This is a genomic window from Gammaproteobacteria bacterium (assembly GCA_019748175.1).
Classification (GTDB): Bacteria; Pseudomonadota; Gammaproteobacteria; order JAIEPX01; family JAIEPX01; genus JAIEPX01.
Map to the genome: position 1 here is coordinate 1 of JAIEPX010000007.1, position 17,999 is coordinate 17,999.

Genomic DNA, 17,999 nt, shown 5'->3' on the forward strand with positions numbered 1-17,999 from the left:
ATGGGCTAAGTTCATACAGAAGCAGGGCCTTATTATCAATTCGCTCATGCCAATCCTTAATAGACTTTAGGTCATTCAGGGCTGCATTAAGCAATGATGCCCATAATTCATGCCAAAGACCTTTAGAAAAAAAAGTATTAATGATCTTTCGAACCATCTCTATGTTATCGCTTGAAAGATCCTCTAATATGGTATTAATAATGATGCGCCCAACAGTAAGAACCTCTTCAATAGCCGATGAACCGATGATATAGCCAAACAGTGAAATTTCTTTACATTGCAATAACCATTTCACAGTAGATTTCAAAACCATATCTTGTGAAGCAACCGGGAATTCAATGGCGGTTAAAATAATGTGAGGCAATATTATTCGCAACCCTTTCATCACAAGGATGTCAGAGCGAGATTTTGTTTTATTTGAAAACATACTCAGCCTGAAACTTTGCGAGCTTGTGATCTGATCGGGCTCTTTAGCCAATAATTGGTACTGCTGACAATATCTCATTAAGCGTTTCTCAGCTTGAGGTATTCCTTCAAGCACTAGCGCGTAGCAGACTCGCAAACAGATACTAGATTCTATATAATCAGAATCAATGAGGCTCCGTGACTCTCCATTTTCTTGAAGAATAGCGATTGCATGCTGATTCCCTTGGTCATATGCGAGTTCCATTGCTAGCGCATATCGCTCGAGAGAGTATTCATCTTGATAAGACTTTTCATGTTCGATGAAGTCAGAGAGCAACTCATTGAAACCATAAAATATCGCATACCATAACGCAGATTTGAGCTCATACCCTTTATGACAACCAGTCGCACGCCATGTTGGTTTAGCACCTGCGAGTAATAGCAATTTTGCAAGATTACGCTGGTTGTGGCTCATGGATACTAGCAACGCAAAACCATATTGCGAACTATCCTCAATATCCGCAGGATACTGAGTAAACAGTAATATCAAATCCCAATCTTTATTCTTTGCAGCAATACTAATAGGAGCCATACCTACTGTTTCAGCTTTCTTTTCTAACTCCGCACTCTCTGCGGGTAACGATAGAGTAGTCGTGGGCGCACCTCTCTTTAATAAAAAACCGACTGCATTATGCTCACGCGCTATACTAGCGAGTCGCAATAACTCTCCCAAAAAAGATTGAGGAAGTGTCAAAAATTCTTTGAGATATAGTTTAATGAGAACCCAGTTTTTACTATTCAATATCAAGGTCGAATTCAATGTATTTTTGAGGATGGCGTATTTTATTTGACGTGGATTCCCACTATTTTGCAGATGTGCAACTAAAAAACTACTACGTAGCGGTAATTTACTAATGGCGGAGTTAGTTGCAGTAATTAAATGATCTGCCATATCAAATTGTTCAGCCAAAATGAGCTGCGAAATAGCCACATCATTCTGTTGCACAAAACCACTTTTTGTAAGAGCATCAACGAGATCATCGCAAAGAGAGTGATGACGTGAAACTCTGAACAATCGCGTCAACATACGCACATACCCACTTCTCATCATGGTAAGCGCCAACGGAACACCCTTTACTGACTCCATTAAAATTTCAAGCGTTATATCTGGCAAACCCAAAAGAAATTCATAGTCATGAATACTGTAGAGTTGCTGTCTTACTACGGCATTATTGTATATCCCCAATGCCGTAGCCTGATCATTTTTTCGCATCTCTTCAGAATATGCCGATAACTCATGCTTAGAAGAATCTTTTTGAAGATAAAAAATAATAGGTATTTTGAAATGCGGATTTAAAGTGCCCCCCGATTTTTCTACAGCCTCCGAGTAGTGCTCAAGTAGTTCTTGAGCAAAATCATAGGCTAACAACCTTGCGTCTAAAGTATCTGCACAAATGCATACAACACTTCTGTAAATATTAAACCGTAACCGTGCCAATACTTCGTTTGTACTCATTCGCTCTTGTCTTTTACATTTGTTTTTATTTTTAAAATCTTCTAATTGATCTCTAGAAAAAAATGTTTTTGACTTATAAGAATTATAAGCGTTGCTATTCATAGCATTATTAGCATCATTAAAATCAAATATGCGCGATACGGTACCTGAATCCTTCATCAAAAGCCTAGTTATTAATGCATCTTTGACGTCAGTCATTAAACCATAGAGCTTAGAATTTCTGTCCTTAGTAAAACCGAATGCGGGACTCAGGGCTTCATCATCAATTAATGTACATGATTGATTTTGAGAAAAGCCTTTTTTTTGATCCTGTGTGTACAACGGTTGTTTATCGAGTCTCAGAACAACGTGACCATCTGGAGTTATCGTAAAAGCTTGACGGTTTGATGGACGCAAATTTTGTAAGCGCCTTGTTTCATTATCACCGGGTATAATACCTAAAATAAATTGAAGACTAAAATCAAATTCATCGGCTCGTAATGTTTTTAATAGCATGTTATAATTGAGTATTGACTGTAAATTTCGTCGGACGATTTTTCCTACTTTATTTACTGTATAATTGCGACAAAATAAAAATTGTTCTTCTGTTAACTCCACTTCTATACGATTAATTACTTTAGGATATTCAGTGTTTCTTATTAGCATTATCGGTTTTAAAAAGTCAACATAAGCTAAAGCAATCTGGTCACTTGTGAAAAAAAGTGTGTGTAACCCTGATGAGTTCATATCAGGGAGCTTAGAAAACATCGTGTTAAAATTATGATCAATGAGATAATACAAATCATGCCCATCGGGTACATGCTTATTCAAATAAAGCTCTACATGATGCCAAGATAGTTTGACTGTTTCACTAACTAAGATGACTTCTTTTCCTATATACCCGATCGTCACATTAATCAGACCGATAATAATATCGCTGCCAATCAGATTTCGCTCATGCTGCGAGCTGAAGTGCTCTTCCAGGATCTGAATAATATTTACGGGAGATTGCGTATTTTCGCTAGGAGGGCCGTATTCCAGCATCTTCATGGTCTTTGCTCATCTGATTATGGTTCTATGGCCATATTTATACCATAATTGAGCATATAATACAATTTATTACTATTAATAAAGTGGAAAAAATTGTTGGGGCTAGGCGGGCGTTACCCCTACACTTGCTGCATTGGGCCTAGCAACATTATCTAGCCTGGATTATGCAATATCCAGGCTACAGCAACCTCATTGACTATTCTGTAGTTACCATCAAGGTTTTAAATTTTTGAATAATATTTTTAAAATGAAAATCCACTGATAATCGAGATAGGCCGAGCAGATCTGTAATATCCTGCGGTGTTTTCCCTTCATTCAATAATTTCAAAAAATGTCGCTCGGTTGGAGTCAGCATAAAATCATTGAAATGCTCGTGAAGTTGTGTTGACATATTATTTTCTCCTGGAAATAATTAAACTAAGTAATAATGAATCTCCAGATTAAATAATCACTCTACATGGGTCAATATAGTGTCCCGTAAGTGGATTGCACTATTCGCTGTGGGAAAACTCTTATGCCTTGTCACATTTCACTGTGATTTATAAAAATCAAAAGCATATTAGAATGTTTATGCACTATTCTTTTTTTCATGCTCAAGAAGCCATTGTTTTCGAGCAATACCACCGCCATAACCACCTAAATTACCATTATTATTTATTATTCGATGGCACGGAATAATAATAGCAAGTTGATTAGCTCCATTAGCATTCGCAACAGCTCTATAAGCAGTTTCTTTTTTTATAGCTTTTGCTTGCTCGAGATAGCTACGCGTTTCACCATAAGGAATGGTCATTAATTCAGTCCACACTTTTTTTTGAAATGGTGTGCCCATCAAACGAAGCGGAGTTTTAAATATTTGTAGCTTTCCAGAAAAATAGGATGTTAATTCAGACTCAATAGAAGTAATAGGATCAGTTTTTCCAGATACTATTGCGCATTTATTTTTAAGACAAAGTCTTTCAATTTCACGCTGCAATCCTCGTCTCTCAAAGAATTCTAAAACGTACAATTCTTTTTCATCAGCAATCGCTAACATAGGACCTAAAGGAGTATCAAAGCAAGATACATTCAGAATAACTTGATGTTTCTTTGGAGATGAAAATATTAATATTTTTGTCATAACATCTGCAAATTCACTGGTCAATTTACAATCCAACATGACCTAAATCTCTCTTTTTAAACCTATTAGCAGTCTAATTCCCAACACAATCACGGGTCAAGCCCAATTCATCTACAAGTACGCATATTAATTTTATTCAGACTAGCTACAATAACACATAGACCAAAAGTTGCAACTAAATTTAGTTGCTTTATGTAACTGCCTATGCTACTCTTTAGCTATGGCTTGATCAGGTAAAACCAAAAATATGACTCAAAGCGACAAGCTAAAGAAACGTTTCCTATCAAAGCCTAAAGATTTTAGCTGGATAGAATTAACAAGATTGCTGGATATTTTGGGCTATGAAGAAACACAGGCTGGTAAAACCATTGGTTCTAGAGTCAGGTTTGTGCATGAGCCACATCCGCCGATTAGTTTACATAAACCACATCCAAGATCCACGTTAAAAGAATATCAGTTAAAGCAAATTATTGAAGCATTGAGAGAAAGGGAGCAAATATGAAAGACATTATGAAATACAAAGATTATTATGGTTCAGTTCATTTTGATTCTGAAGCTCTAATTTTTTATGGGAAATTGGAATTCATAAGAGCTCTTGTTTCATACGAAGGCACGAATGCAGTTGGCATTAAAAAAGCTTTTGAAGAAGCCGTTGACGATTATTTAGAAATGTGCAGAAAAAAGAAAATTGTCCCTGAAAAACCTTTTAAAGGATCCTTTAATGTTCGAGTGGGCAGTGAATTACATGAGCGCATTGCATTAGCTGCTCAGAATGAAAATGTCAGCATTAATAATTTTATCTGTCGAATATTAAAACAAGTGTGCGATACAAATCATAATGCAGCAGCTTCTCAAGAGACTTGAAGGGGGCAGATCTAAGTTTAATGCGCTCTGTAAGAACCCATCAAACTTAGATCTACCCCCTTCAGCTTTACTTAGAGGACGCTGAATATCAATCGCAACCCAACCATCGCCATATCAGTGCAAGGCGTATTTAATCTGCGACTTCGAGGGTCGTCATAAATATGCAAATACGAAGCATCGATTGCAACATATTCATTCAGATTAAAACTCAGGCTTGCTCCGATTTCCGGTTTAAATTCACCTTTAGAATCATCATCCAAATTATGGTGATGTTTAGCGACATCACTGGCATCAAAATCAGTCATCACGTAAGCGCCGCCACCTTTGAGATCAATTCTAAATCCCGTAGCACCCAATGGCATACCGACACTTAATAGTAAATCCCAATTTGCCGTGGAGACTTCACCGAAATCTCTCGGTAATTTCGCTTCAGAAATCATAGAAAATCCAGTTTCGATACCCATAAAAGGTGTAAACTGGTAGCCAGCATAAATACGCCCCACACTTTCATTATTAGAATATTGTTTATCAAAAAAAGCCTTCATATTATATTCTTCATGCGCATAGCCCACTTGGCCACCGAGATAAATTCCCGCGAAACCAGTCGAAGAAAGCATCAGTGCGCAACTTGCGGCCACTGTAGGTAAGAATTTCATCATTGTCATAATATTTCCTTATTTTAAAAATTTGAGGTTAGTAAATTATCATACTCCGAATTGAAAGTCGAAAATTTTAACAAAATATGAAATTACAAAAGAGATTGAAATAAGTGATATGAGCGAAAGAAAAAAAAGGGGGGAATCACCCCCCCCTTTTTAATTAACGAGATTCTTTTTTACAACGACAGGGTTTTACGATTGCAGCCATAAATAGACCTGCAATTGACCAACCAATCAATGCATCTGCCGCACACGCTAAAGTGAATGGCAAACTAAATTTCCACCAAATATAGCCCGGACCGCTACCAAGCAATGCAATGAGTAAACCAATTGAAACAACGGTGAACAACCGGCAAAAATAACCTGAGCAACAGAAACCCCAGAGAATTAAACTGATGATGAAAGCGCCAACAACTTGCAAAATGAAGCCATAAATCATAGATTGCTTCATACTCACTTCAGAGCCATTTAATGCAACGGAAGCAAACATCATAGGACCTGCTTGCTGTTTCTTTTGTACTTCTTCCCAAATCTTTTGTTGTTCATCAGCCGGTTTTGACAGTGTGTCACCTGGAACAAAGGGTAGTACATAGATACCAGAATGATCAGCCTGCTCTTTGATGAACTTGGTTACTGCTGCTTCATCTTTAAATTGATAAATCGACTGCGTGTGATAAGGCAAGGCCATCCACGACACCATGCTCCACGCAAAAACTAAAAGGCCACCGATAATGGCACTTAAAATAACTCTAACCACTGTTTGAACTCCTTTTTCAAGTAATGTTCGGATCACGCCCATAACGATTCAGAAGAATCTAGATCTATGGCTAGTACGTGATATACCCGCGCCGAAGTATACTCCTATATATTGTTGATGAACAGCCTCCAATGGGCGAGAATAGCGTCAGATCTAAGATCAATACTTTTACTTGTTTAAAATGTTTTAGCTGAAGGATATGAATATATTGATCATAGATCTGACACCTATCGCGAATCAACTCAATCATGGAGAGAAAATGGAAAGAATTGGAAAACGCTTCGTTGTCACAGGAAAAGTCCAAGGGGTATTTTTTAGAGATAGCACACGCACTAAAGCGCAAGAATTGGGAATTACAGGTTGGGTTAGAAATGATATTCAAGGACATGTTGAATGTTTTGCATTTGGAACACCAGAAAAAATATCTATATTCGAAGCGTGGTTATGGGAAGGACCTAGAAAAGCTGAAGTAAAATCAGTGACCTCGGAAATCATCCCCGTAGAAAACGCCAGTGAGTTCGTTATTGTATTTACTTAAAAATTGTTATGTCTCATTTTGAATTTCGATGCCATAAAATTTTTCTCCGAGTTTAATTTTCGGTCGATCGTTTTTTACTCTCCACGCATTGGTATCTCGTAATGAATATGCACAACCGCAATATTCTTGCATGTAAAAATTCTCACGTTTTGAAATTTCTAACATGCGTTGAGATCCACCTTGTTTACGCCAATTGTATGTCCAATACACAAGATCAGGATAATGACTTGCAGCTCGTTCTCCACAATCATTAATTTGATCGAGATTTTTCCATCGAGAAATTCCTAACGAACTTGAAATACAATCGAAGTTATTTTCATGGGCATATAGCGCAGTGCGTTCGAAACGCATATCAAAACACATAGTACAACGAATACCACGCTCAGGCTCATGCTCCATTCCTTTCGCGCGTTTAAACCAATCATCTCGATCATAATCGGCATCGACAAAAGGTATGCCATATTTTTCAGCAAACCGAATATTTTCATCTTTGCGTAATTCATATTCTCTAAGAGGATGAATATTAGGATTATAGAAATAAATGGCGAAATTAATTCCGGACACGATGATCGCTTCCATCACTTCACCTGAACAGGGCGCACAACAAGAATGCAATAGCAACTTTTTCTTACCTGCTGGCAGCATTAATTTTTCTCGAGAAATATTCTCTGTTGATTCCGTCATAACATTACTCTCTAATGAAACTATGCCCATTCTATAGACCTTCCAAGACATATTCTAGTATAATCATACTCTATATTATCACTCTGGAGCGATCACATGAGCCGTCAAGAACCGATCCGAATTTTTATAGGCTATGACAGCCGTGAGACAGTCACATATCACGTTTGCGCTCAGAGCATCATGGAGCACAGCAGTGTCCCCGTGAGCATCACTCCACTACGGCTCAGTAATCTCAAATCGATTTTTGATAGACAACGCGACCCCCAACAATTAACCGATTTTTCTTTCACCCGTTTTTTGGTCCCGTATCTCTGTGATTTTAAAGGATGGGGACTTTTTATAGATGGGGATATGTTAATTCGCGAAGATATCGCCAATTTATGGAAATTGCAAAATCCATCGCATTCAGTCATGGTTGTTCAACATCCTGAAATTAAAGGGTCGCATACTTTTCTTGGAAATACGATTCCCTCATTTCCCCGATTTAATTGGTCAAGCGTAATGTTGTTTAATAATTCAAAATGTACTCAACTCACACCTGAATATTTGAATGTCGCAGATTATCATGAGCTGCATCAATTTAAATGGATCAAATATGATTCTGAAATCGGTGCCCTACCCCAAAAATGGAACCACCTTGTTGGGTATCATGAATCAAATAATGATGTTGCTCTGGTTCACTGGACTTTGGGAGGACCTTACCTCGGGAAAAAATACGAAAACGTAGAATATGCGAATGAGTGGTTTGCGATGTGTGAAAAAACACTTCATGCTGATCATCCCAAATAAAAAAAATTTATCTCTATTGTTCTTTTACAAAAGTGCCATCTTGATATTCTTGAAACGCTGTGCGTAATTCCGCTTGTGTGTTCATCACAATAGGGCCATACCAGGCAATAGGTTCGTTTAGTGGTTTTCCTGAAACCAGCAAAAACCGCGTCGCTTTTTTATCGGCTGCAATGGTAATTTGATTACCGCCCGTTTCATATAATACCAATGTTCCATCTACACAAGCGCATTGCGGTTTAAAATCAAAATAATTAATTCCGGCACTATCATGAGAAAAAGCGTGTCGCGATTGATCAAAATAAGCTTCGCCTTCGACGACATACGCAAACACGGTATGTTCCGGTTTAACGCTGTGAGTAAACGTTGTTCCAACGGGAAGCTCAACATCAAAATATTCTGGTTCAATCACAATTTCTGTCACGGGTCCTTGAGTACCATTCACTTCCCCACAAATAACATGCACCATTGCACCCTCAGGTGTTTTTACAACAGGAATTTTTCCTGAAAAAATTCCGCGATAACGAGGTGTTATCATTTTAGATTTCGCTGGAAGATTTGCCCACAATTGAAATCCAAACATTTGACCCAGACGATTTCCTTTAGGCATTTCTTGATGAATAATACCGCTTCCTGCTGTCATCCATTGAACATCGCCGGCTTTTATATGGCCTTTATTTCCCATACTATCACCGTGTTCAACATCTCCATCAAGAACATAGGTAATTGTTTCTATTCCACGATGAGGGTGCCACGGAAAGCCGGCAAGATAATCTTCAGGATTTTCAGAACGAAAATCATCTAACAATAAAAATGGATCAAGTAATGGCACTTCATGAAATCCGAAAGCGCGCCTTAAATGCACACCCGCTCCTTCAATCGTGGGCTCACTCTTCCAGACCTTCTTGATTTTCCGAGGAATTTGGATGATATCCATATCGAAATCCTTTTAAACACTGTTTAAATTATAGGATGCGAATTGGAGTTCTGCAAATCAACTAAGCGATGATTTTACGAGCAAACTGCTCTAAATCGTCCACAATTTCTATTCCATCAAGGCCCTTCCCTTTTTCTATGGTCATTTTTCCTCGGCCTGTACGCACTAACATCGATGAGCATCCTACCGAATTGGCCGCTTGAATATCACGCAATGCATCACCCACAGCGATAGAATCTGACCAATCATTATTAAATTGACTATGAATTTGTTGAAATAATCCTGGCTTTGGTTTTCGACATTCACAATTTTCATCAGGGCGATGAGGACAATAAAAAATGGCATCGACATCACAATCAAATTCTTTCAAGAGGTCTCGAAATTTCTTGTGAATCTCCGCAAGAATTTCATGGGTGTAATATCCTCGCCCGATTCCTGATTGATTTGTTGCAACGACTACAGTATGCCCTGCTTTTTTCAGCGAAGCGATAGCAGATAGACTTCCTGGAATTGGAATCCATTCATCAGGAGATTTAATATATTCATCAGATTCGAAATTAATGACCCCATCACGATCCAAAACAATTAACATGACAACTCTCCCGTCACTTAACCCGCATCACATTATGACAGCAAATTTCCAGGTAAAATCCAATCACGTGGTGCATTCACAAATGCTGATACAGCAATTGGTTTTCCACCAGCTTCTTGAATTATCTTTAAACGCAATATTCCATCACCCGTTACCACATCAATTCCTTCAGGAGAAATCGCAAGAATTTTTCCAGGAGTGCTTGTGTTTTTTTCAGGCACTATTTCTGCATGCCAAATTCGCACATGATTTTTGCCACATTCAGTATAAGCGATTGGCCATGGATTAAGCGCTCGAATTTGTCGTTCTATTTGTGATGCTGATTGTGCCCACTCAATTTTCCCATCGAGCTTATTGAGTTTTTGTGCGTAAGTAACGTGTGATTCATCTTGAATACTAGATTGAAGATCACCTTTCTCCATTGCATTTAATGTTTTGATTAATGCTGTTGCGCCCAATTCCGCTAAGCGGTCATGTAAAATTTGCCCAGTGTCCTCTGCTAAAATAGGACAACTTTCTCGCATCAGCATAGCACCGGTATCTAGCCCTACGTCCATTTGCATAATGGTAACACCCGTCTGAGTATCACCCGCCATGATGGCTCGCTGAATCGGTGCCGCACCTCGCCATCGAGGAAGAAGTGAAGCATGCACATTAATGCAGCCATATTTTGGTGTAGTTAAAACTACCTGAGGCAAAATTTGCCCATAAGCAACGACCACCATCAGATCTGCTTGCCACTTTTTAAGCTCGTCTTGGACGGACGTATCACGCAATGTTGCCGGTTGAAAAACAGGGATATTCTCAGATAATGCCAATTCTTTCACCGGGCTCATGGACAAATGACGCCCGCGCCCAGCTGGACGATCAGGCTGCGTGTAAACAGCGCACACACTGTGCTCTGAATCAATTAACGCACGCAAGGCCGGTAATGCAAATTCGGGGGTTCCAGCAAAAATAATCTTATAGGGCATAGATAAAAAACCTTAATCTGAAATATTGCATCAATAATCTGCGACGAAAAATAGCTCTTAAAAAATTCACGTTAAGACTTAGCCCAGCGGCGCCACTTTTCAAGCTTTTTATCGACGCGTTGACGTTTTAACCGTGACAAATGATCGATAAAGATTTTTCCGTTAAGGTGATCGATTTCATGCTGCAAACACTTGGCCCAATAGCCTTCGACTTCCAATTCAATAGGCTTGCCATGACGATCTTGCGCCTTTACTTTGACTTTGTTAGCCCTGCCCACTGTCTCGTAAATACCTCCGGGTACTGACATACAGCCTTCTGCTTCGTCATATAGCTCTTCCGACCGCCAAACAACTTCAGGGTTCACCAAACATAAAGGCTGGTCTTTTTCGCGAGAAAAATCGATGACCGTGATCGCTTTAGGATTTTTAAAATCCAGCTGAGTAGCTGCCAATGCCGCACAATTTTCGGTGTTGTAATGCGTTTCGAACATATCGTCGATGATTTTCTGCAATGCGTCATCAAAGACTTCTACTTTCTCAGCCTTTGCTTTCAGCCGCGGATCTGGATATTGTAAAATTCGTATAATTGCCATAATAACTTCATCTTTATTGCTAATAATGAACTGGAGATATTGAACGAACAAGGTCAAAATAATACCCGATAAGCGCTGCTTATGGCAAGGATCCCGGCATCTCCCAGCATCTCACAGTTAAAGATAAATCGTCTAACACTAAGAATGCTAATGACACTCTCTTCTGCGGACTATATTGAGAGAAAGGTAAACAATAAAACAATATCACTTGTTTATTCAGTGTAAACATACCACCATAATTAATGTCATCAATAAAAAACGCAAAAAAAGAGTTGTTTTTTGAATTTTTTTTTGCTAACATTTTCACTTGTCAGTGTAATATCTTTAACCCACGCTGATTGATCAATTTCTGCAAGGAACTTTTCTTTTTTTCACGCCACTGTTTTTCTACCAGTTTTGCGCAAAGTCTTTGCACTACTTGAAAGTATTATCACTATTTTTGCCGAGTGTTCTATCATGAAAGATAATAAATATCTGAAATTAGCGCCATTATTCCTCGTTCTCGTTATCGATACTATGGGCATGGGCATCATATTCCCAATCTTGGGCCCTTTATTTATGGGCACAACCGATAGTATTTTGCCAGTTGGAAGTTCTGTTGCAACGCGACAATTTTGGTATGGGGCAACATTAGTATCTTGGTCGGTATTAATGTTCATCGGCGCTCCTTTTTTAGGTGATCTATCGGACCGCATGGGTCGCAAAAAAGTGCTCTTATTAGCTTTAGGTGGCACCGCTTTAGGCTTTGCAATTTCTGCATTAGGCGTGGATTTAAAAAACGTTTGGATTTTAATGATAGGACGAGTATTCGCAGGATTTTTTGCAGGCAGCCAACCCATTGCACAAGCCGTTATTGCCGATGTTAGTACTGAACACGATAAAGTACACAATATGAGTTTAATTATCGTCGCAAATTGTATAGGCTTTATTTTTGGACCTATAGTCGGTGGTTATTTTGCAGATAAAAACCTGGTCTCTTGGTTTACATTCAGCACACCTTTTTTTGCAGCCAGTCTATTAGCCATCTTTAATGCAGCACTATTACTTTACACATTGCGCGAAACAACTCAACCAAAATCTAATGTTAAATTGAGTTTAGCGCGCGGTATTGTTGTCTTTACAGAAGCTTTCACGAATAAAAAAATTCGTGTGTTGTCTTTGGTATTATTTTTTACTGAAGTCGCATGGGCGCTGTATTTTCTGTACATTCCAATTTATTTAGTTGAAATGTACCACTACAACAATATTAAAATTGCGCATTATATGTCTTATTTAGGCCTGGTATTCGCGTTTGCGCTAACTGTGATCATTCGCATATTCGTTAAATTTATGCGACTTGAACCGATCGTTGCAGTGATGATGATCGTGATGGGTATAGCTTTATCATTTATTACTACAACTAGCGAAACAAGTTTATGGATGTTAACTGCAATTGTGACAATTCCAAGTGCATTAGCTTATTCCATCATGATCACCATTTGTTCAAATGCCGTATCTGCACATGAACAGGGCTGGATCATGGGAATTACAAGCAGCGTCACTGCAGCTGCATTTGGAATAAGTTCGGCAGCTGCTGGAACTTTAGGATTATTTGGCGCAACAGTGCCTTTTGTTACTGCTGGTGCAGCTGCAATGCTCAGTGCAATTATCCTATTTTTCTGGGATAGAAAAAATCATGTGCATAAGCATCACAATCTAGATATTCAATCAATTGAATCATAGGCAATCTAACGATAGAGGGTCGCAACATCTCCCGGCTAATAATTTTGGGTGTTTAGGCCACTCAATGCACTGTCTTAATGGCTGTTGCTTTTAAAACCGGGAGATGCTTTCTTTGATATATTTAGGAGAGAGAATCACTATTCTCTCCCCTAGAACCCCTCACCGTGAAAGGAAAATCTTCTATCAACTTCGACCCTCTCATTATTCTCAAACACGAGTAGAAACTTGTGAAAATCGCTTTTAACATCACTTCCCATGAACTCAACCTCAATCCAGCAAGATGATTTACGTTACTGGCTCGCCTTATCACTGGCGACGAATCTTACTGCGCATCGATTTCATGAATTAATTCGAATGTTCGGCTCGCCCAAAAATGTGCTGCAGTCGGATAAACTTACAAAATCGAGCTTGCGACTCAGCGAATCAACTAGACAGTCTCTACAATTACCTGATTGGCAAAAAATTGATGAGCATCTTCAGTGGAGCGAAAACGATCCTAGCCATCACATTATTCCTTTTATAGATCCCCTATACCCAATTCAGTTACGCGAAATCGCTGATCCGCCACCAACACTCTTTATAAGAGGCAACCCTGATAGCTTACTTCAACCCCAAATCGCCCTGGTTGGAAGCCGTAACCCTACCCCCACCGGCCGCGAAACGGCTTATGCTTTTGCCCAGGCTTTGGCAGAAGCAGGACTTACCATCACCAGCGGCATGGCCCTCGGCATTGATGCAGCAAGCCATCGAGGCGCCTTAGCAGCGAAAGGTCGAACAATTGCGGTGTTTGGAACCGGCATCGATGTGCTTTATCCTTCATCACACCGCAAACTCGCCACCGAAATAGCCCAACGGGGAGCCCTAGTCAGCGAATTTCCCTTGCATACCCCTCCGGTAGCAGGCTATTTCCCGCAGCGCAACCGTGTCGTCAGTGGCTTGAGCCTCGGGACCCTTGTTGTCGAAGCCGCATCCCGCAGCGGCTCTTTGATCACAGCTCGCTTCGCAACCGAACAAGGTCGAGAAGTCTTTGCTATACCTGGGTCAATCCATTCCCCTACGGCGCACGGCTGCCATATTTTACTGCGTAATGGCGCCAAATTAGTGGAAACCGCGACCGACATCTTGGAAGAAATAACCCACTTCCAACCCCTATTTACTAGTAAATCTACAAAAAGATCCTATAATAATTCACAGAATCAGCTTGATGAAGAGAACCGGAAGCTGTTAGAGTGTGTCGGTTTTGAGGCAACATCAGTGGATGCACTGGTCAACCGTACGGGTTTTTGTGTCGAACGCGTAACTTCAGCCTTGATGATTTTAGAGCTTAAAGGGCTCATTTATTCAACACCAGGCGGATATAGTAGAGTATGAAAGAAGAGTTATTTGAAGTATTAATGTACATTTTTGAAAATCACATCGGTCGTGATCACCCTGATCAGGCTTCTGAGGAAGCCTTGTTTCACGAACTTTCTGAAGCTGGCTTCACGCCTGAAGTAATCGATACAGCCTTCGAATGGCTAGACAATATAGCCGCTGTTCACAGCGCCGAAGCACAGAGCGAAGACAAATTGACTTTATCAAATGGATTTCGAGTTTTCAGCCAAGAAGAGCTCAAACATTTTAACTCGGAAGTGTGTGGATTAATTCTAAAATTCGAACAAATTGGAATTCTAGATTCTTATTCTCGTGAAATTGTTATTAATCGCCTACTGGCTATTGAATCAAACGAAATTGATGAACATCGCGTGAAATGGATTGTACTCATGGTGCTCATTGATGACCCTGAAAACGAAACGGCATTAGCAACATTAGAGCAATTAATGAAAACTGAAGTGACAGAGAGGTTACACTGAAATGCCAACAAATCTTGTCATCGTAGAATCACCGGCCAAAGCCAAAACCATAAAAAAATATTTAGGTAAAGGCTTTGAAGTTATGGCCTCCTATGGTCATGTGCGTGATCTTAGACCCAAAGAAGGCGCCGTCGATACGGAAAATCATTTTGAAATGCATTACGAGGCGATTGAAAAAAGCGCTAAACATGTCGCATTAATCGCAAAAGCATTAAAAAAAGCCGACGTTTTATATCTAGCGACTGACCCGGATAGAGAAGGTGAAGCCATTTCTTGGCACGTAAAAGAATTAATGGCAGAGAAAAAAATCTTAGGCGATAAACCAACGTACCGCATTGTGTTCAATGAAATTACAAAATCCGCAATTAAAGAAGCGATAAAAAATCCTCGTGATATTTCGATGGATTTAGTGAACGCACAACAAGCGCGTCGTGCATTAGATTACTTAGTCGGCTTTAATTTATCCCCATTATTATGGAAAAAAGTACGTCCAGGCTTATCAGCCGGCCGCGTTCAAAGTCCTGCATTACGATTAATTGTTGAGCGCGAAAATGAAATTGAAGCGTTTATATCACAAGAATATTGGACCGTAGAAGCGGATGCGACCACCAAAGATGATCACATCATTAACAGTCGTCTTGTGGAATTAAACGGAGAAAAAGTTGAACAATTTACCATCACAGACGAAAAACAAGCACAGAAAGTCAAAAAAGATTTAACCAAAGCTTCCAAAGGCAAATTAATTGTAACGAACGTTGAGAAGAAACAACGCAAACGAAATCCGGCCGCTCCATTTATTACTTCCACACTACAACAAGAAGCCGCAAGAAAATTAGGATTTACCACCAGCCGAACCATGCAAGTGGCACAACAATTGTATGAAGGTATTGATATTGGCGATGGTGCTGTAGGATTAATCTCTTATATGCGTACAGACTCTGTCAATTTAGCCGCTGAAGCCATTACAGAAATTCGTGAAGTCATTAAAGAGCGATACGGCGAAGATCATTTACCTGAAGAACCTCGCGTTTATAAAACGCGTTCAAAAAATGCACAAGAAGCGCACGAAGCGATCCGCCCAACTTCTGCAAGCATCACCCCGGACAGCATTAAAGATAAACTCAAAATAGAACAATACAAATTATACAATTTAATCTGGCAACGGACGATTGCTTGTCAAATGATTTCAGCGACACTGGATACTGTCACTGTGGATTTAAGTTGCGGCAAAGGAAATCGTTTTCGCGCGAATGGATCAACGATTACAGTTCCAGGATTTATCAGCGTTTATCAAGAAGGCCATGACGATCAAAAACCTGAAGATGGCGAAGGAAAAATATTACCTCCTGTTGAAGTGGGCGATGAATTATCGCTGAACGAAATTAGAGGCATTCAACATTTTACTGAACCACCTCCACGTTTTACTGAAGCAAGCCTCGTAAAAGCATTGGAAGAATTTGGTATTGGTCGACCTTCAACCTACGCGAGTATTATTTACACCTTAAAACACCGTGAATATGTGACTCTAGACAGTAAACGATTTAAACCTACTGATGTCGGTCGTGTTGTCGCTCGTTTTTTAAATGATTATTTCAACCAATACGTTGATTATAATTTTACTGCCGGAATGGAAGATCATTTAGATCAAATTGCACGCGGTGAAAATGAATGGGTGCCCATGTTAGAAGAATTTTGGACACCCTTTATTAAACTCGTTAAAGAAATTGATGATACCGTCACTCGACAAGATGTCACTCATGAAAAACTTGATGAAAACTGTCCTGAATGTGCAAAACCTTTATCCATTCGATTAGGACGTCGAGGCAGTTTTATTGGTTGCACCGGATATCCAGAATGTAAATACACTCGCAACGTTGATGGCGACAAAGAAGAAGCTCCGACCGAAGAGGTGGAAGGACGGACCTGCCCCGATTGCAACGAAAAACTCATTATTAAGCAAGGCCGCTATGGCAAATTTATTGGCTGCAGTAAATATCCAGAATGTAAACATATTGAACCGCTGATAAAACCCAAAGAAACAGATGTTGCTTGCCCAGAATGTAAACAAGGTACGATTCTTCAACGACGATCTCGCTACGGCAAAATATTTTACTCCTGCAGTCGTTATCCTGATTGTAAATATGCGATTTGGAATGAACCCGTTGATAAACCCTGTCCCGTGTGCAGCTGGCCAATCACTTCAATTAAAACGACTAAACGTCGAGGCACAGAGCGCGTGTGTCCGCAAAAAGAATGTACTTTTGCTGAAACCATTGAGCCACCAGAAGAGAAAAAAGAAGTTTGATGCCAGCAATAAAAAATGTTCGGATTTTAGAAGCCTTTATATTGCATAAATTATCGTTATGAGAAGCACAAGAGTACTGGAGATGCAGATGATTATGCAATATGAAGGCTAAGATCGGGGCAAAATATGCACATTTTTTTAATGGAAGCCTTGAATTCCAAAAAATATACCTAGCACCAGACAAACAATCGCTGCAATTTGAAAATAACCAATTTTGAAACTAAGTGCGCGCGCCATATTTTGCACAAACGTTGGAAATACAGTACGTACAATACCACTGAATAAAACTAACCAACAAAGTAATGTGATAAAAACTCGCCAGTCGTGCACCCAAATATTATGCAAAGTGACCAAAACTATACCTATCATTAATGTTGTAGATCCAACAATCAACATAGCAATATTATTTGAGGCTAATTCTTTCGTCGCTGCTCTAAAAAAACTGCGATTGATGAACATGCTAATACCCAATGTAATAAAATAAATGCAAAATACTCGAGCCAGTTGAACTGATATTGACATAAAAAGCTCCTTTTCAGTGATTAGCTATAGCTCGGATCAGTATAGCACGATAACCTTACTTATGCTGCCTACCCATCAGCAGGCCTATAACTGACCAATATTTGCTATTTTTTAAGGATAATCCCTTGACGCTATCATTCAAT

The 17,999-nt window shown here is 39.5% G+C and carries 19 protein-coding genes; 8 read left to right on the top strand and 11 right to left on the bottom strand.

Annotated features, from left to right (window positions below; translation table 11 throughout):
- The 3 genes from K2X50_02900 to K2X50_02910 form a co-directional block, all read right to left on the bottom strand.
- Positions 1-2,950: hypothetical protein (locus tag K2X50_02900; protein ID MBX9586186.1), on the bottom strand; the 2,950-nt coding region annotated here is incomplete at its 3' end.
- Positions 2,951-3,146: 196 nt separating this feature from the next.
- Positions 3,147-3,341 (bottom strand): LuxR C-terminal-related transcriptional regulator, encoded by a 195-nt coding sequence (locus K2X50_02905; GenBank protein MBX9586187.1) that lies wholly within the window; start codon positions 3,339-3,341, stop codon positions 3,147-3,149.
- A gap of 177 nt (positions 3,342-3,518) precedes the next feature.
- The gene (locus K2X50_02910; protein MBX9586188.1) at positions 3,519-4,109 is read right to left on the bottom strand and encodes a methylated-DNA--[protein]-cysteine S-methyltransferase; all 591 of its coding nucleotides are present in this window, start codon (positions 4,107-4,109) and stop codon (positions 3,519-3,521) included.
- Between the two features lie 208 nt (positions 4,110-4,317).
- Between K2X50_02910 and K2X50_02915 the strand changes: the two genes are divergently transcribed.
- Together K2X50_02915 and K2X50_02920 are read left to right on the top strand one after the other, a co-directional pair.
- Positions 4,318-4,572, top strand: coding sequence for a type II toxin-antitoxin system HicA family toxin (locus K2X50_02915; GenBank protein ID MBX9586189.1), 255 nt, complete (start codon positions 4,318-4,320; stop codon positions 4,570-4,572).
- The gene (locus K2X50_02920) at positions 4,569-4,934 is read left to right on the top strand and encodes a type II toxin-antitoxin system HicB family antitoxin (GenBank protein ID MBX9586190.1); all 366 of its coding nucleotides are present in this window, start codon (positions 4,569-4,571) and stop codon (positions 4,932-4,934) included. The genes K2X50_02915 and K2X50_02920 overlap by 4 nt, the downstream gene beginning before the upstream one ends.
- Before the next feature lie 71 nt (positions 4,935-5,005).
- On the opposite strand, the gene K2X50_02925 is transcribed toward K2X50_02920, so the two are convergent.
- Both K2X50_02925 and K2X50_02930 read right to left on the bottom strand, forming a co-directional pair.
- Positions 5,006-5,599 (bottom strand): porin family protein, encoded by a 594-nt coding sequence (locus K2X50_02925; protein ID MBX9586191.1) that lies wholly within the window; start codon positions 5,597-5,599, stop codon positions 5,006-5,008.
- Positions 5,600-5,753: 154 nt separating this feature from the next.
- Entirely contained in the window at positions 5,754-6,350 is a 597-nt protein-coding gene (locus tag K2X50_02930) for a hypothetical protein (protein ID MBX9586192.1), read from the bottom strand.
- Positions 6,351-6,609: 259 nt separating this feature from the next.
- Between K2X50_02930 and K2X50_02935 the strand changes: the two genes are divergently transcribed.
- Positions 6,610-6,888 carry an acylphosphatase gene (locus K2X50_02935; GenBank protein ID MBX9586193.1) on the top strand — a complete coding sequence of 93 codons (279 nt, stop codon included), beginning with the start codon at positions 6,610-6,612 and terminating at the stop codon, positions 6,886-6,888.
- A gap of 6 nt (positions 6,889-6,894) precedes the next feature.
- Here K2X50_02935 and K2X50_02940 read toward each other — a convergent pair whose 3' ends face one another.
- Positions 6,895-7,572: an epoxyqueuosine reductase QueH gene (locus K2X50_02940; GenBank protein ID MBX9586194.1), complete on the bottom strand. Its 678-nt coding sequence runs from the start codon at positions 7,570-7,572 to the stop codon at positions 6,895-6,897.
- 96 nt (positions 7,573-7,668) lie between these two features.
- Between K2X50_02940 and K2X50_02945 the strand changes: the two genes are divergently transcribed.
- Positions 7,669-8,361 (top strand): glycosyltransferase, encoded by a 693-nt coding sequence (locus K2X50_02945; GenBank protein ID MBX9586195.1) that lies wholly within the window; start codon positions 7,669-7,671, stop codon positions 8,359-8,361.
- A 13-nt stretch (positions 8,362-8,374) separates the two neighbouring features.
- Here the strand turns inward: K2X50_02945 and K2X50_02950 are convergent, their stop codons facing one another.
- The 4 genes from K2X50_02950 to def all read right to left on the bottom strand — a co-directional run bounded on the left by K2X50_02950 (position 8,375) and on the right by def (position 11,454).
- The gene (locus tag K2X50_02950) at positions 8,375-9,295 is read right to left on the bottom strand and encodes a pirin family protein (protein MBX9586196.1); all 921 of its coding nucleotides are present in this window, start codon (positions 9,293-9,295) and stop codon (positions 8,375-8,377) included.
- Between the two features lie 61 nt (positions 9,296-9,356).
- Positions 9,357-9,887 (bottom strand): D-glycero-beta-D-manno-heptose 1,7-bisphosphate 7-phosphatase, encoded by a 531-nt coding sequence (gene gmhB / locus K2X50_02955; GenBank protein ID MBX9586197.1) that lies wholly within the window; start codon positions 9,885-9,887, stop codon positions 9,357-9,359.
- A gap of 32 nt (positions 9,888-9,919) precedes the next feature.
- Positions 9,920-10,861, bottom strand: a complete 942-nt coding sequence (gene fmt, locus K2X50_02960; GenBank protein ID MBX9586198.1) for a methionyl-tRNA formyltransferase — start codon at positions 10,859-10,861, stop codon at positions 9,920-9,922.
- Positions 10,862-10,932: 71 nt separating this feature from the next.
- Positions 10,933-11,454 carry a peptide deformylase gene (def, locus tag K2X50_02965; protein MBX9586199.1) on the bottom strand — a complete coding sequence of 174 codons (522 nt, stop codon included), beginning with the start codon at positions 11,452-11,454 and terminating at the stop codon, positions 10,933-10,935.
- A 456-nt stretch (positions 11,455-11,910) separates the two neighbouring features.
- Between def and K2X50_02970 the strand changes: the two genes are divergently transcribed.
- The 4 genes from K2X50_02970 to topA all read left to right on the top strand — a co-directional run bounded on the left by K2X50_02970 (position 11,911) and on the right by topA (position 17,334).
- Positions 11,911-13,176, top strand: a complete 1,266-nt coding sequence (locus K2X50_02970; GenBank protein MBX9586200.1) for an MFS transporter — start codon at positions 11,911-11,913, stop codon at positions 13,174-13,176.
- A gap of 255 nt (positions 13,177-13,431) precedes the next feature.
- The gene (gene dprA / locus K2X50_02975; protein MBX9586201.1) at positions 13,432-14,547 is read left to right on the top strand and encodes a DNA-processing protein DprA; all 1,116 of its coding nucleotides are present in this window, start codon (positions 13,432-13,434) and stop codon (positions 14,545-14,547) included.
- Entirely contained in the window at positions 14,544-15,029 is a 486-nt protein-coding gene (locus K2X50_02980; protein MBX9586202.1) for a DUF494 domain-containing protein, read from the top strand. Before dprA ends, K2X50_02980 begins: the two co-directional genes overlap by 4 nt.
- A 1-nt stretch (position 15,030) precedes the next feature.
- Positions 15,031-17,334 carry a type I DNA topoisomerase gene (gene topA / locus K2X50_02985; GenBank protein ID MBX9586203.1) on the top strand — a complete coding sequence of 768 codons (2,304 nt, stop codon included), beginning with the start codon at positions 15,031-15,033 and terminating at the stop codon, positions 17,332-17,334.
- A gap of 138 nt (positions 17,335-17,472) precedes the next feature.
- Here topA and K2X50_02990 read toward each other — a convergent pair whose 3' ends face one another.
- On the bottom strand, positions 17,473-17,856 hold the full coding sequence (locus K2X50_02990) for a hypothetical protein (GenBank protein ID MBX9586204.1): 384 nt from the start codon (positions 17,854-17,856) through the stop codon (positions 17,473-17,475).
- Positions 17,857-17,999: the final 143 nt, after the last annotated feature.